Annotated in this window: 13 protein-coding genes; 8 read left to right on the top strand and 5 right to left on the bottom strand. The window is 76.4% G+C overall.

The features are described 5' to 3' along the window. The first annotated feature begins 79 nt into the window (after positions 1 to 79). Together ACYX4T_RS14180 and ACYX4T_RS14175 are read left to right on the top strand one after the other, a co-directional pair. A complete protein-coding gene (locus tag ACYX4T_RS14180) occupies positions 80 to 1,132 on the top strand; it encodes an efflux RND transporter periplasmic adaptor subunit (RefSeq protein WP_476015132.1) in 1,053 nt (350 codons plus the stop codon). Further along, a complete protein-coding gene (locus ACYX4T_RS14175) occupies positions 1,129 to 1,578 on the top strand; it encodes a hypothetical protein (RefSeq protein ID WP_476015131.1) in 450 nt (149 codons plus the stop codon). Before ACYX4T_RS14180 ends, ACYX4T_RS14175 begins: the two co-directional genes overlap by 4 nt. Positions 1,579 to 1,590: 12 nt before the next feature. Here ACYX4T_RS14175 and ACYX4T_RS14170 read toward each other — a convergent pair whose 3' ends face one another. Further along, positions 1,591 to 2,613: a hypothetical protein gene (locus ACYX4T_RS14170; RefSeq protein WP_476015130.1), complete on the bottom strand. Its 1,023-nt coding sequence runs from the start codon at positions 2,611 to 2,613 to the stop codon at positions 1,591 to 1,593. Continuing rightward, entirely contained in the window at positions 2,597 to 3,859 is a 1,263-nt protein-coding gene (locus ACYX4T_RS14165; protein ID WP_476015129.1) for a hypothetical protein, read from the bottom strand. Before ACYX4T_RS14165 ends, ACYX4T_RS14170 begins: the two co-directional genes overlap by 17 nt. Before the next feature lie 205 nt (positions 3,860 to 4,064). Between ACYX4T_RS14165 and ACYX4T_RS14160 the strand changes: the two genes are divergently transcribed. Continuing rightward, positions 4,065 to 4,790, top strand: coding sequence for a helix-turn-helix transcriptional regulator (locus tag ACYX4T_RS14160; RefSeq protein ID WP_476015128.1), 726 nt, complete (start codon positions 4,065 to 4,067; stop codon positions 4,788 to 4,790). Between the two features lie 19 nt (positions 4,791 to 4,809). Here the strand turns inward: ACYX4T_RS14160 and ACYX4T_RS14155 are convergent, their stop codons facing one another. Continuing rightward, the gene (locus ACYX4T_RS14155) at positions 4,810 to 6,018 is read right to left on the bottom strand and encodes an acyl-CoA dehydrogenase family protein (protein ID WP_476015127.1); all 1,209 of its coding nucleotides are present in this window, start codon (positions 6,016 to 6,018) and stop codon (positions 4,810 to 4,812) included. Positions 6,019 to 6,136: 118 nt separating this feature from the next. On the opposite strand from ACYX4T_RS14155, the gene ACYX4T_RS14150 reads away from it, so the two are divergent. From ACYX4T_RS14150 to ACYX4T_RS14135, 4 genes are read left to right on the top strand one after another with little or no spacing between them, the layout of a single operon-like run. Then, positions 6,137 to 6,541, top strand: coding sequence for a TOBE domain-containing protein (locus tag ACYX4T_RS14150; RefSeq protein WP_476015126.1), 405 nt, complete (start codon positions 6,137 to 6,139; stop codon positions 6,539 to 6,541). After that, entirely contained in the window at positions 6,538 to 7,326 is a 789-nt protein-coding gene (modA, locus tag ACYX4T_RS14145; RefSeq protein ID WP_476015125.1) for a molybdate ABC transporter substrate-binding protein, read from the top strand. The genes ACYX4T_RS14150 and modA overlap by 4 nt, the downstream gene beginning before the upstream one ends. A 35-nt stretch (positions 7,327 to 7,361) precedes the next feature. Next, positions 7,362 to 8,135 (top strand): ABC transporter permease, encoded by a 774-nt coding sequence (locus ACYX4T_RS14140; protein WP_476015276.1) that lies wholly within the window; start codon positions 7,362 to 7,364, stop codon positions 8,133 to 8,135. After that, positions 8,132 to 9,226, top strand: coding sequence for a sulfate/molybdate ABC transporter ATP-binding protein (locus tag ACYX4T_RS14135; RefSeq protein ID WP_476015124.1), 1,095 nt, complete (start codon positions 8,132 to 8,134; stop codon positions 9,224 to 9,226). The genes ACYX4T_RS14140 and ACYX4T_RS14135 overlap by 4 nt, the downstream gene beginning before the upstream one ends. 42 nt (positions 9,227 to 9,268) lie before the next feature. On the opposite strand, the gene ACYX4T_RS14130 is transcribed toward ACYX4T_RS14135, so the two are convergent. Next, complete coding sequence (locus ACYX4T_RS14130) at positions 9,269 to 10,039, bottom strand: TetR/AcrR family transcriptional regulator (RefSeq protein ID WP_476015123.1); 771 nt, start codon at positions 10,037 to 10,039, stop codon at positions 9,269 to 9,271. On the opposite strand from ACYX4T_RS14130, the gene ACYX4T_RS14125 reads away from it, so the two are divergent. After that, positions 10,022 to 11,329, top strand: coding sequence for an FAD-dependent monooxygenase (locus ACYX4T_RS14125; RefSeq protein WP_476015122.1), 1,308 nt, complete (start codon positions 10,022 to 10,024; stop codon positions 11,327 to 11,329). The two genes, ACYX4T_RS14130 and ACYX4T_RS14125, sit on opposite strands and share 18 nt — an antisense overlap. Positions 11,330 to 11,334: 5 nt before the next feature. Here the strand turns inward: ACYX4T_RS14125 and ACYX4T_RS14120 are convergent, their stop codons facing one another. Then, a complete protein-coding gene (locus ACYX4T_RS14120; protein WP_476015121.1) occupies positions 11,335 to 12,519 on the bottom strand; it encodes a phosphorylase family protein in 1,185 nt (394 codons plus the stop codon). Positions 12,520 to 12,555: the final 36 nt, after the last annotated feature.

Raw genomic sequence — 12,555 nt, 5'->3', positions numbered from 1 at the left:
GCCGCGACCTCCGGACGGGTGACACGCCGGGAGCGCGCTTCCCCTGGTCACGGGGCGACCGGCACTACGGTCGGGCGCCATGTCCACCGGTCGGCGCCGCCTGGGCGGGCTGCTGCCGACGGTGCTGGTGGTGGTGCTGCTCGCCGGTGCCGTCACGGTCGTGGTCCTGCTGCGCCAGCCCGGGCTGCTGCGGGCCCCGACGGCCGACGTCGTGCCGGTGGTGCGCGCCGACGTCCTCACCGAGGTCCGCGCGCCCGGCGCCGTCCGCACCGCCGGCGAGGCCGACGTGTCGTTCGACGTCTCCGGCACCGTCACGACCGTCGACGTCACCCCGGGCTCGGTGGTCGTGGCCGGGGACGTGCTCGCGACGCTCGACGACACCACCGCGCGCGCCCGCCTCATCGCCGCGCAGACCGCGGTCGCGAACGGTGCCCAGGACCTCGACACGGCCCGCAACGCCGTGCCGCCCGACCCGCTGCTGGTGAGCCGGCTCGAGACCACCGCCGCCCGCGACCGCCTGGAGCTGGCCGAGGCGAACCGGGTGCTCGCCGGGACGGTCCTGCGGGCCCCGCGCGACGGGACGGTGACGGCGGTCGCGGGGCAGGTCGGCGACCGCGTCGTCGCCGGCGCGCCCACCCCCGACGACGCGCCGAGCCGCCGGCCCTTCGTGCGCCTCGCCGACCTCGGCGCGCTGGTCGTGCGCGCGGCCGTGCCGCCCCGCGACGTCGCGCGCGTGACGGCCGGACAGTCCGCGTCGGCGAGCGTCGACGGGGTCGGCGAGCCGGTGTTCGGCGAGGTCGTGGGCGTCGAGCCCGCGCCCGGACCCGACGGCGCCTACGGCGTCACGGTGGCCGGGCCCGTCCCGCCGGTGACGCTGCGGGTGGGGCAGGTCGCCGACGTGCGGGTGCTGGTCGAGCGCGCGATCGGCGTCGTCGTCGTGCCGCCCGCCGCGGTGCGGCGCACGGGCCCGGACCGCGGCACGGTCCTCGTGCGCCCCCAGGACGGGCGCAGCCCCGACCGCGTCGTCGCGGTGACGACGGGGCTCGCGGACGCGGTGTCGGTGGAGATCCGCGACGGGCTGCGGGTCGGCGACCGCGTCCTCGTGCCCCGGGACGCGGGACCGCGGCCGTGAACCGCCCCGAGGAGTGGGAGACCGATCCCGGCGGCTACGGGTACGAGTCCCGGCCGCCCGACGAGTCGGCGCCCCCGCGGGAGCGGCCCCGCCCCCGGCGCTGGGTGATCGGGCTGGCGCTGCTCACGGTCTTCGTGCTCGGGGTGGTCGGCGGCGTGCTCGCCGACCGCCACCTCGCCGTCGGCTGCCCCTCCTGCCCGCCGCCGGCGGGGGTGGGCGTGCCGCTCGTGGGCACGCTCGAGAGCAGCGTCGACGGCGTCCTGGCCGTCCGCACCCCCGACGGTCGGCTCGTGGCGCTGCGGACCTCACCGGCGACCCGCGTGGTCGGGCAGGAGCCCCGGCCCGGGCCGGTCGGTGCGCTGCCGCGGGGGACGCGCGTGACGGTGCTCGGCGTCCCGGACACCGACGGCGTGCTCACGGTGGAGACGGTGGGCGTCCCGGGCTGAGCCCCGCTGCGACTAGAACGCGCGGCCGAGCCAGGCGAGCAGGTCGGCGCCCCACCACGACTCCTGCGCGGCCGCCGCGGGGATCGGGCGCGCCGGGGGCAGGTCGACGGTCGGCAGCGGCACGCCGGGCACCAGCGCCACGGGCGGGACCACGGGCGTCGTGGTGGTGGTCGTGGTGGTGGTCGTCGTGCTCGGTGTGGTCGTCGGCTCGGTGGTCGTCGGCGCGGTCGTCGGGGTGGCTGGGGGCGCCGGCGTCGTGGTGGTGGTCGGCCGGGGTCTCGGCGTGGTCGTGGTCGGCCGGGGCCTCGTGGTGGTGGGCCGGGCCGTCGTCGTGGGCTCGACCGAGGTGGTCGTCGTGGGCTCGACCGAGGTGGTCGTGGTCGGCTCCGCGGTGGTGGTCGTGGGCCCGGCCGAGCTGGTGGTCGTGCTCGTGGGGGTGGTCGTGCTCGTGCCCGTCGGCGCGGTGACGGTCGCCGTTTCGGTCCGGGTGCGGGTCCGGGTCTCGGTGCGGGTCTCGGTCCGGGTGGCGGTGGTCGGCGGAACGGCGGTGGTGGTCAGCCACAGCCCGCGCAGCACCGGGCCCGCGCCGGCGCCCTCGCGGCGCAGCAGCACGCGCACGGCGATCTCGGTGCTCGGGGTGCCGAGGCGCGCGGCGCCCTCGCGGGGCACGGTGACCCACGCGCCCCAGGCCCCGTCGCCGCGCAGCCCGCGGGCCTCGACGACGACGGAGCTGCCGGCGGGGACGTCGGCGGAGGGGATCCCGCGCACGGCGTCGACGACGCCCGCGGTCCGGCGGGGCGCGAGCACCAGCTCGCCGGCGCGCACGCCCGTGCCCTCGAGGCGGATGGCGCCGGCGTCGAGCACGACCCCGCGGTCGTCGCCGCCCTCGATCGCGAGCTCGGCGCCCCAGCTCTCCGTGCGCGGTCCCGGGTCGGTGGCGGCCCCGGCGGGCACGGCGAGGACGAGGGCCAGCCCGAGCGAGCCGGCCGCGACCGCGAGCGCGCCGTGGCGGAACGGGTCAGCAGGACGGGACATCGCGCGCCTCCACCTGGTCGGCCGGGACGAACTGGGCGGGTCCGAGGCGCAGCCAGCGGGCGCCGGCCCCGGTGCGGCCGGCGGTGGTGTCCACCGCGCAGTCGTAGGACACCCGCGCGTGCGGGGCGACGCTGCCGACGACGGCCGCGTCGGGAGCGGGGGCGGCGCGGACGTCGAGGCGGGCCTCCCGGTCGCGGGCGGGGGCCGAGGGGCCGGTGCCGGTCCAGAGGTAGGTGACCGTCACCCAGGCGTTGTCGCGCAGCCCGAGGTCGTCGCGGAACGTGCCGTCGGCGAGGTCGATGCCCGCCGGGTTGCGCACGCGGCGTCCCGAGCCGTCGCGGCCGTCGCGGTAGCGGTCGGTGAACGCGGCCTCGGCCTGCGGGCGCCCGCGGGGCAGGTCGCCGAAGGCCTGGCGCTGCGGGCCCTCGCTCCAGTAGTCGTCGCGGGTGTTCCAGGGCCCGACGTCCCAGACGGGGGCCCAGGTGCACCGCTGCGCCGCGCAGACGCGCACGGTGTAGTCGCCGGACTCCTGCGGGCCCAGGCTGCGCCGCGAGGGCAGGGCGACGAACCGGTCGTCGCGTTCCACCTCGTGGCCGTTGGCGGTGTCGTTGCCGACGAGGCCGATGCGGGTGGCGAAGACGCGGCTGGTCAGCGGCGTCGTCGGGCGCGGGACGCCGAGGCCGAGCGGGGCCCGGTCGGCGGTGAGCCACAGGCGGCGCAGGGCGGGCCCGGTGCCGTCGGGCGCGGCGACGAGCGTGACGCGGACCTGCACCTCGAACGTCGGCTCGTCGAGGCGGGCGGGGCTCCCGGGGCGGGCCTCGCGCCACTCGCTCCACGTGCCGTCGTCGCGGATGCCGCGCACCGACACCAGGATCTCCGCCCCGGCGGGGACGTCGGCGGTGACGTCGGCCGCGACCCGGTCGGTGATGGCGGCCGGCCGCCGGGGCGAGAGCAGGAGCGTGCCCTCGGCGGGGACCGGCCCCGCGCTCGTGGGCCGCGGGGCGAGGTCGCGCAGCCGCACCGCGTCGCCGGCCGCCACGACGTTCGCGTCGTCGCCGCCGGTCACCGCCAGCTCCGCCGACCACGACTCCGCCGCGGGCAGCGCCCCGGCGGGCGGCGCCGTGACGACCGCGGTGAGAACCGACGCGACCACCGCCCCCACCGCGACGGCCACACCCAGCGCGCTCCGGACCCCGGGCGTCGGGGTCTCCCGCGTCGCGCCGTGCCCGGCCTGACCGTCCGCCATCGGCGCTCCTCGCGGGTCGGGTCCCCGGGTCGTCGAGGACGTCGCGGGGACATGCAAGGTCGTGGACTCTCCGTCGACAAGTGAAACGCCTGTCGACGCGTGTGGGTGATACCCGGCCGGGCGACTTACAGCACTGTCATTTCGGTGATCGTCGCGCCGCGCGTCGTGTCGTCGGAGATCACCCCGATGAGGTACCTCTACCGGGGTGCGCGAGGACGGGGGGTCCGGGGAGACGTGCGTCGTCCACGACGAGCGTCCCCAGGCACGACGCCGGCTGCGGTTGCTCGTCGACTCCGTCGCGGGCCCCGACGCCGTGGCCGTCGCGCGGGACGTCGACGACCTCATGACCCACCTCGCGGCGACCCCGGGCGCGATCGCGGTACTCGGGCTGGGCGAGACCGAACCGACCGGGCTCGCCGTCGTGCGCCGCGTGCTCGCCGAGTCGCCGCGCACCGGCGTGCTCGTCGCCGGCTCGGCGGGCGCGCACGCGCCGGCGCAGCAGGCGGTCGCCGAGGGCGCGGCGGGCTTCCTGCGCTGGGACGCGCCGCGGGCGATGATCCGCACGCTCGTGCGCAGCACCGCGGTCACCGCGGCCGGCGAGGACCTGGTGCCCCGCCCCGCGGCGCCCGCCGACGGCCCGACGGTCGGCGCGCGGGCCGACGGCCTGCACGACGTCGTCGTCGACCTCGAGGCCCAGCGGCGCCTGGAGCTGTCGGTGCGCGAGGTGCAGGTGCTCATCGGGGTCAGCCGCGGGCTGACCAACGCCGACATCGGCCGGCGGCTCTACCTCTCCGACCACACGGTGAAATCGCACACCGGGCACCTGTTCCGCAAGCTCGGCGCGAGCGACCGCGCCCAGGCGGTGAGCCACGCCTGGCGCCTCGGGCTCTTCGTCCCCGCACCCGCCCGCGCCCGCCGCCCGATCGCCTGACCCCCGCGCCCTGGCGCGACTAGCTGCCGTGGGCCTTGAGCTCCTGGCGGGCGACGGAGCGCAGGTGCACCTCGTCGGGGCCGTCGGCGAGGCGCAGCGCGCGGGCCCAGGCGTAGGCGTAGGCGAGCGGGAAGTCGTCGGAGACCCCGCCGCCGCCATGGATCTGGATGGCGCGGTCGATGACGTCGCACGCCATCCGCGGGCACACGACCTTGATCGCCGCGATCTCGGTGGCCGCGCCCCGCGAGCCCACGGTGTCGATCAGCCAGGCGGTCTTGAGCACGAGCAGGCGGGCCTGCTCGATGGCGATGCGGCTCTCGGCGATCTGCTCGCGGACCACGCCCTGCTCGCCGAGCGTCCGACCGAAGGCGACGCGGTCGTTGGCGCGGCGCACCATCGCGTCCACCGCGCGCTCGGCCATGCCGATGAGGCGCATGCAGTGGTGGATGCGCCCGGGGCCCAGGCGCGCCTGGGCGATGGCGAAGCCGCCGCCCTCCTCGCCCAGCAGGTTCGACGCCGGCACCCGGACCTCGCTCAGCTCGATCTCGCAGTGCCCGTGCTGGTCCTGGTAGCCGAAGACCGGCAGCGGGCGGGTGATCGTGAGCCCGGGGGCGTCGCGGGGGACGAGCACCATCGACTGCTGGCGGTGCGTCGGGGCGTCCGGGTCGGTCTTGCCCATGACGATGAAGACGGCGCAGCGCGCGTCGGCGGCGCCGGAGATCCACCACTTCTTGCCGGTGATGACGTACTCGTCACCCTCGCGGCGGATCGAGGTGGTGATGTTGGTGGCGTCCGACGACGCGACGGCCGGCTCGGTCATCGCGAACGCCGAGCGGATCTCCCCGGCGAGCAGGGGCTCGAGCCACTGCTGCTTCTGCTCGGTGGTGCCGAACAGGTGCAGGGTCTCCATGTTGCCGGTGTCGGGGGCCTGGCAGTTGATCGCCTCGGGCGCGATCACCGGCGACCAGCCCGACACCTCCGCGACCGGCGCGTACTCCAGGTTCGACAGCCCGGAGACGTCCGGGAGGAACAGGTTCCACAGCCCGCGCCGACGGGCCTCGCTCTTGAGCTCCTCCATCACCGGCGGCAGGTCGTGCTCGGCCGGCGTCCCGCGCCGCTCCTCGCGCCAGGCGTCGTAGACCTTCTCGGCCGGCAGGACCGCTTCGTCGAGGAAGGCCCGCATCCGGTCGGTGTAGTCCTGGGCCGCGGCGCTGGGTGCGAAGTCCACCTCCGCACCTTCCCACCGCGTCGCCGCCGCGGCGAGCGCTGACCGGCGTGACCCGTCTCCGGACCTGCGGAGCAGGCGGCACTGTACAGACGCAGTCTCGGGCCTAGACTGCCCGCTCGTGACGCACTTCCGGATCGCCGAGGCCGCCCGGCTGCTCGGGGTCAGCGACGACACCGTGCGCCGGTGGACCGACGGCGGCGCGCTGCCGGTGTCCACCGACGCCAGCGGGCGCAAGGTCATCGCCGGCGCCGACCTCGCCGCCTTCGCGCGCGCCCAGGCCCACGCCACCCCCGACCCGTCCGGGGTGGGCCGCTCCGCGCGCAACCGCTTCGTCGGGCTGGTGACCTCGATCAGCAGCGACAAGGTCATGTCGCAGGTCGAGATGCAGTGCGGGCCGCACCGCGTGGTGTCGCTGATGAGCACCGAGGCCGTCGAGGAGCTCGGGCTCGAGGTCGGCTCGCTCGCGGTCTCGATCGTCAAGGCGTCCCAGATCATCGTTGAGACCCCCGGAGGCCTGGCGTGAGCGGCGCCCGCACCGTCGTCCTGACGGCCCTGGCCGCCGCGCTCGCGCTGGCCGTCACGGCGTGCGGATCGTCCGGTGGGGAACAGTTCGGTGGAGAGCAACAGCCCGGCCGCACGCTCACCGTCTCCGCAGCGGCGTCGCTGACCGACGTCTACGAGCAGCTCGGGCCGCAGTTCGAGCTGGCCAACCCCGGCACCACCGTCGTGTTCAATGTCGGCGGCTCGGACACGCTCGCCCAGCAGGTCGTGCAGGGGGCGCCCGCCGACGTGCTGGCCACCGCGAGCACGCGGACGATGCAGACCGCGCAGCAGGCGGGGCGGATCGCGGGGGAGCCGCTCACCTACGCGACGAATCGGCTCCAGATCGCCGTGCCGCCCGGCAACCCGAAGCGGGTCACCGGCCTGTCGTCGCTGGTCGGACCGCAGGTCACCGAGTCGGTCTGCGCGCCCGCCGTCCCGTGCGGCGCCGCCACGGAGGCCGCCGAGCGCGCCGCGGGCGTCACCCTCGACCCGGTCAGCGAGGAGCAGGACGTGCGCTCGGTGCTCCAGCGCGTGCAGACCCGCAACGTCGACGCCGGGCTCGTCTACGTCACCGACGTGCGGTCGGCGGGCGGGCAGGTCGAGGGCGTCGACTTCCCCGAGGCCACAGCGCCGGGGGCGGCGCAGAACTACCTCATCGGCGCCGTGGAGGGCGGCCAGGCCGACCTCGCGAACGCCTGGATCCAGTTCGTCACCGGCCCCCAGGGCGACGCGGCCCTGCAACAGGCCGGGTTCACGCTGACGTGACGCGCACCCGCCGGGGCGGCGCGATCACGCTCACGTTGCCCTGGCCGGTGTGGGTGCCGGCGGTGGTGGGGTTCGGCCTCGTCGCGGTGCCCGTGGCCGGGCTCGTGGTGCGGACCGACTGGGCGGACTTCGGCACCCTGGTCACCACTCCCGCGGCGCTCGACGCGCTGTCGCTCTCCCTGCAGACGGGGCTCGTCTCGACGGCGCTGTGCCTGCTGCTCGGGACGCCGCTCGCGCTCGTGCTGGCGCGCTCGGACCTGCCGGGGCTGGCGGTGCTGCGCTCGATCGTGCTGCTGCCGCTGGTGCTGCCCCCCGTGGTCGGCGGCCTGACGCTGCTGTTCCTGCTCGGGCGCACCGGGCCGGTCGGGCAGCTGCTCGACGCCTGGTTCGGGATCACGGTGCCGTTCTCCACCGCGGCCGTCGTCATCGCGCAGACCTTCGTCGCCATGCCGTTCCTCGTCGTCAGCCTCGAGGGGGCGCTGCGGACGGCGGGCGAGCGCTACGAGGTCGTCGCCGCGACCCTCGGGGCGCCGCCGCTGACCGCGCTGCGGCGGGTGACGCTGCCGGTCGTGCTGCCGGGGCTGGTGTCGGGGTCGGTCCTGGCCTTCGCCCGCGCGCTCGGCGAGTTCGGCGCGACGATCGCCTTCGCCGGCAACCTGCAGGGCACCACCCAGACCCTGCCGCTGCTGATCTACATCCAGTCGCAGAACGACCTCGACGGCGCGGTGGCCATGTCGCTGGTGCTGGTCGTGGTCGCCGTCCTCGTCATCGTCGCCACCCGCACCCGCGACGTCTCGGGCGTGCGGTGACCGCGCTCGAGGCCCGGGTGACGACCCGGCGCGGCGGGTTCACCCTCGACGTCGCGGTCGAGGTGGCGCCGGGGGAGGTGGTCGCGGTGCTCGGGCCGAACGGGTCGGGCAAGTCGACGCTGCTCGGGACGCTCGCGGGCCTCCACGGCCCCGAGGATGCGCGGGTCACGCTCGGCGGGCGGGTGCTCACCGACACCGCGGCGCGGGTCGCGGTGCCCGCCCACCGGCGCCGGGTGGGGCTGCTCAGCCAGCAGGCGCTGCTGTTCCCGCACCTCTCCGCCCGCGACAACGTCGCCTTCGGCCCCCGCTGCGCCGGCCGGGGGCGACGCGCGGCGCGGGCGGCGGCGGACGAGCGGCTCGCCGACGTGGGCCTCGCCGATCTCGCCGAGCGCCGGCCGTCGGAGCTCTCGGGCGGCCAGGCCCAGCGGGTCGCGATCGCCCGCGCGCTCGCCGTCGAGCCCGAGCTGCTGCTGCTCGACGAGCCCTTCGCCGCGCTCGACGTCGACGCTGCGCCGGCCGTGCGCTCGGTGCTGCGCCGGGTCGTGCGGCAGACGGGGCAGACGACGCTGCTCGTCACCCACGACGTGGTCGACGCCGTGGTGCTCGCCGACCGCCTCCTGGTGCTGGCCGACGGCGCGGTGGTCGAGGAGGGCCCGACGGCCGAGGTGCTGGCGCGCCCGCGCTCGGCGTTCGCGGCCCGGATCGCCGGGCTGGACCTCGTCGGGGGCGCGGCCTCCGCGGCCGGGCTGACGACGCCCGAGGGCGCCACGGTGCACGGGCGCGCCTCCGAGGAGCTGGCGGACGGTGAGCCGGCGGTCGCGGTGTTCCCGCCCAGCGCGGTCGCGGTGCACCGCAAGCACCCCGAGGGCAGCCCCCGCAACGTGCTCCCGGTGCGCCTCGCGGCCCTCGAACCCCGGGGCGAGGTGGTGCGGCTGCGCGCGGCGGCGGCCCCGGGCGGCCCGGAGTGGGCCGAGGGGCTCGCCGCCGACGTCACCCCCGCCGCCGTCGCCGAGCTGGGCGTGGAGCCGGGCGATGACCTGTGGTTCGCGGTCAAGGCCACCGAGGTCGCCGTGCACCCCCGCCGCCGCTGAACCCACGTGAGCACTTTCTGCCCCTATAGGGGATGAAAGTACTCACATAGGGGGGCGGCACAGGGCCGCCTCCGCCATGGCGACGAGGCGGCGGGCGACCTCGTCGACGGGCAGGCCGCGACCGGTGTAGAGCGCGTCGAAGCTCGCGAAGCCCGCGATCACCCAGAGGGCGTCGGCGGCCTCGGCCTCGGAGACGTCGTCGCGCAGCTCGCCCTGCTCGGCCAGGCGCCGGGCGAGGTGGAGCATGCCGCCCCACCGCTCCTGCTCCATGCGCACGACCGCCCCGCCCACCGAGTCCGGGTCGAGCGCCGACATCGCGAACAGCACCGCGGCGACGTCGCGCATCGCCGCGAAGATCTCGGTGCCGGCGCGGAGCCCGCCGCGCAGGTGCTCGCGGGCGTCGGGGTGCGCCACGGCCTCGGTGAGCCGGGGGAGCCCGGCTCGCTCCCAGAGATCGTCGGCGAAGGCGTCGAAGAGCCCGGCCCGTGAGCCGAACACCAGGTACACGGTCGACCGCGAGACCCCGGCCCGGCGCGCCACGTCCTCGAGCCCGACCGCGCCGCGGGTCTCGGTCAGCCGCTGCTCCAGTGCGGTGAGCACGTCCCGGCGCGTCTGCTCGGCCGACACGGCGCGCAACCGTTGCTCGTACTTCCGGGTGGCCACGAGGCCGAACCTAACAGATTTGGCTTGACAGCCTGTATTCGACTGAACAGCCTGTCTTCTATGAGACACCATGTTCATCGGAAGTGTGACGTCCTCGTCGTCGGCGGTGGTGCCGCCGGGCTCGCCGCCGCCGTGACGCTGGGCCGGCACGGCATCGACACCCTGGTGGTCGAGAAACGCGCGACCCCGTCCACGTGGCCGCGGGCCACCGTGGTCAGCACCCGCGCGATGGAGCACGTGCGCGCCTGGGGCCTCGAGGCCGCGGTGCGCGCGCAGGGGCACGACGCCGACGTCTGGCTGTGGGAGTGCGCCTCGCTCGCCGCCGCCGACGACGGCCGCGCCGTCGCGGTCGGCTACCCGACACGGGAGCAGGCCGCCCTGGTCAGCCCGACGGCGCCCGCCGTCGTCGCCCAGGACCGGTTCGAGGCCGTGCTGCGCGGCCACCTCGCGACGCTGCCCACGGTGCGCGTCGTGTCCGGCGCCGAGATCGCGGACGTGGGGTCGGCCGCCGACGGCGTCGTCGCGACCACCACCGACGGCCGCACCCTGCGCGCCCGCTACCTCATCGGCGCCGACGGCGCGCACAGCGCGGTGCGGCGGGCGGTCGGGATCGTCGTGCACGGCGACGACGACGGCGTGCTCGCCGGGACCCACACCGTCGTGCGGGCCCCGCTGGAGGCGGTGCTGGGCCGGGTCCGCTTCGGCCTGTACTGGGTCTCGGACTCCCCGGGTCTCTTCCTGCCCGCCGGGGGCGACCGGTGGATCTACGCGCCGGGCGAGGACACCGACAGCCCGGAGGAGGTCGCGGCGATGCTCCGTCGCAGCGCCGGGGTCCCGGGGCTGGACGTGCAGGTCGAGAGCGTCCGGCCGATCCGTGCCGCGGCCCACCTCGCGGAGACCTTCCGCGCCGGCGACGTGTTCCTCGCCGGCGACGCCGCCCACCGCGTCACCCCGCGCGGCGGCACCGGCATGAACACCGCCCTGCAGAGCGGCGTCGACCTCGCCTGGAAGCTCGCCTGGGTGCTGCGCGGCTGGGCCGGCCCCGAGCTGCTCGACACCTACGAGGCGGAGCGCCGCCCGGTCGCCGAGCACGCCGTCGCGCGCTCGACCGACCCCGACGGCAGCCGCCGCGACGTCGCCACCGAGCTCGCCGTCGACCTCGGCGCCCGCCTGCCCCACGTCGCGCTGCCCGACGGCCGCTCGACCCTCGACCTGCTCGGACCCGGCTGGACCGTGCTGGCCGGGCCCGACGCCGCCACGGCGACCCGCCTGCTCGCGGCCGGGCGCACCGGCAGCGCGCCCGTCGCCGTGCACCCCCTCGACGCCGCGACCGCGACGACCCTCGGGCTCGATCGCGACGGTGCGGTGCTCGCCCGCCCCGACGGCGTCCCCGCCGACCGGCAGGGCGCCGCGACCGCACCGTCGCTCGCCGCCGCCTGATCACCTCACAGGTCGGGCGGGCCCCCGAACAGCGGCTCGTCGACGGCGCGGATCTCCTGGCCGGGCAGGCCCTCGGGGTGCTCGCGGCGCACCGACGCGAGGGCCGTCAGCGCCAGGTCGAGGTGGTGGCGCTTGGACGCCTCGTAGAACTCCTGCGCGCCGGCGGCGAGCTTCGGCGAGCCGTGCAGCGGCTTGTCCGAGACGCAGAGCAGCGTGGCGTGCGGCACGCGGTAGCGGAAGCCGTTCGTCGCGATCGTCGCCGACTCCATGTCGACCGCGACGCTGCGGCTCAGCTGCATCGCGCGCAGCGCCGCCTGCTGGTTGAACTCCCAGTTCCGGTTGTCGGTGGTGTGCACGATGCCGAGCCGGTAGGTCATGCCCGCGCGCTGCAGCGCGTCGAGCAGGTAGGAGTTCAGGCGGTGGTTGGGCACCACGGGCACGTCGAGCGGCAGCACCTCGTCGAGGACGTGGTCGGCGCGCTGGTAGCCCGTGGCCAGCACGAAGTCGCCCTTCTGCTGGTGGTTCCGCAGCCCGCCGCAGTGCCCGATCATGATCATGGTGTCCGGGCGCAGGACGGCGACGTGGTCGGTCGCGGTCTTCGCGTTCGCCGGCCCCACCCCGATGTTCACGAGGCTCACGCCGTCGCCGGCCTCGGTGACGTGGTGGTAGGCGGGCATCTGGGCGCCCGGCCGTTCGGGGCGCACCGCGTCCGGGAAGCGCTCGAGGAACGACTCGACGTGCATGGCGTAGTTCGTGAACAGCACGTGGCGCTGGAAGGCGGCGGCCGGCGTGCCCGTGTAGTGGCCGATCCGGTCGATCGAGAGGGCCATGCGCTCGGGGGAGAACAGGAAGAGCTTCTTCGAGCGGGTGTCGACACGGTCCTCGTCGAGGGCGACGAAGAAGTCGGGGTCGTCGAACGGCGGCTGCACCCGCGAGGGCCGCGCGGTGATCCGCGCGCCCATGCCCAGCAGCGACGCCAGCTCGCGGCACAGGTAGCGCCGGATCGCCCCGGCGCGGGCGAACTCCCCGTCCAGGTGCGGGTTGTGCGCCGACCAGGGCCGGACGACCTCCAGTCGCCCGTACCAGCCGTCCTCGTCGGCGGCCACCAGCACGTCGACGAGCCGGTCGGTCGCCTTCTCGACGTCGTCGCCGGAGAGCCCGGTGCCGTCGACCTCGACCACGTCACCCATGGTCGGCAATGGTCCCAGGCCCGTCCGATCATCCGG

Source organism: Actinomycetospora sp. ABD4_176, from assembly GCF_056311855.1.
The sequence above is the reverse complement of the archived record's forward strand: the minus strand, read 5'-3'. Positions and strand labels throughout refer to the sequence as shown.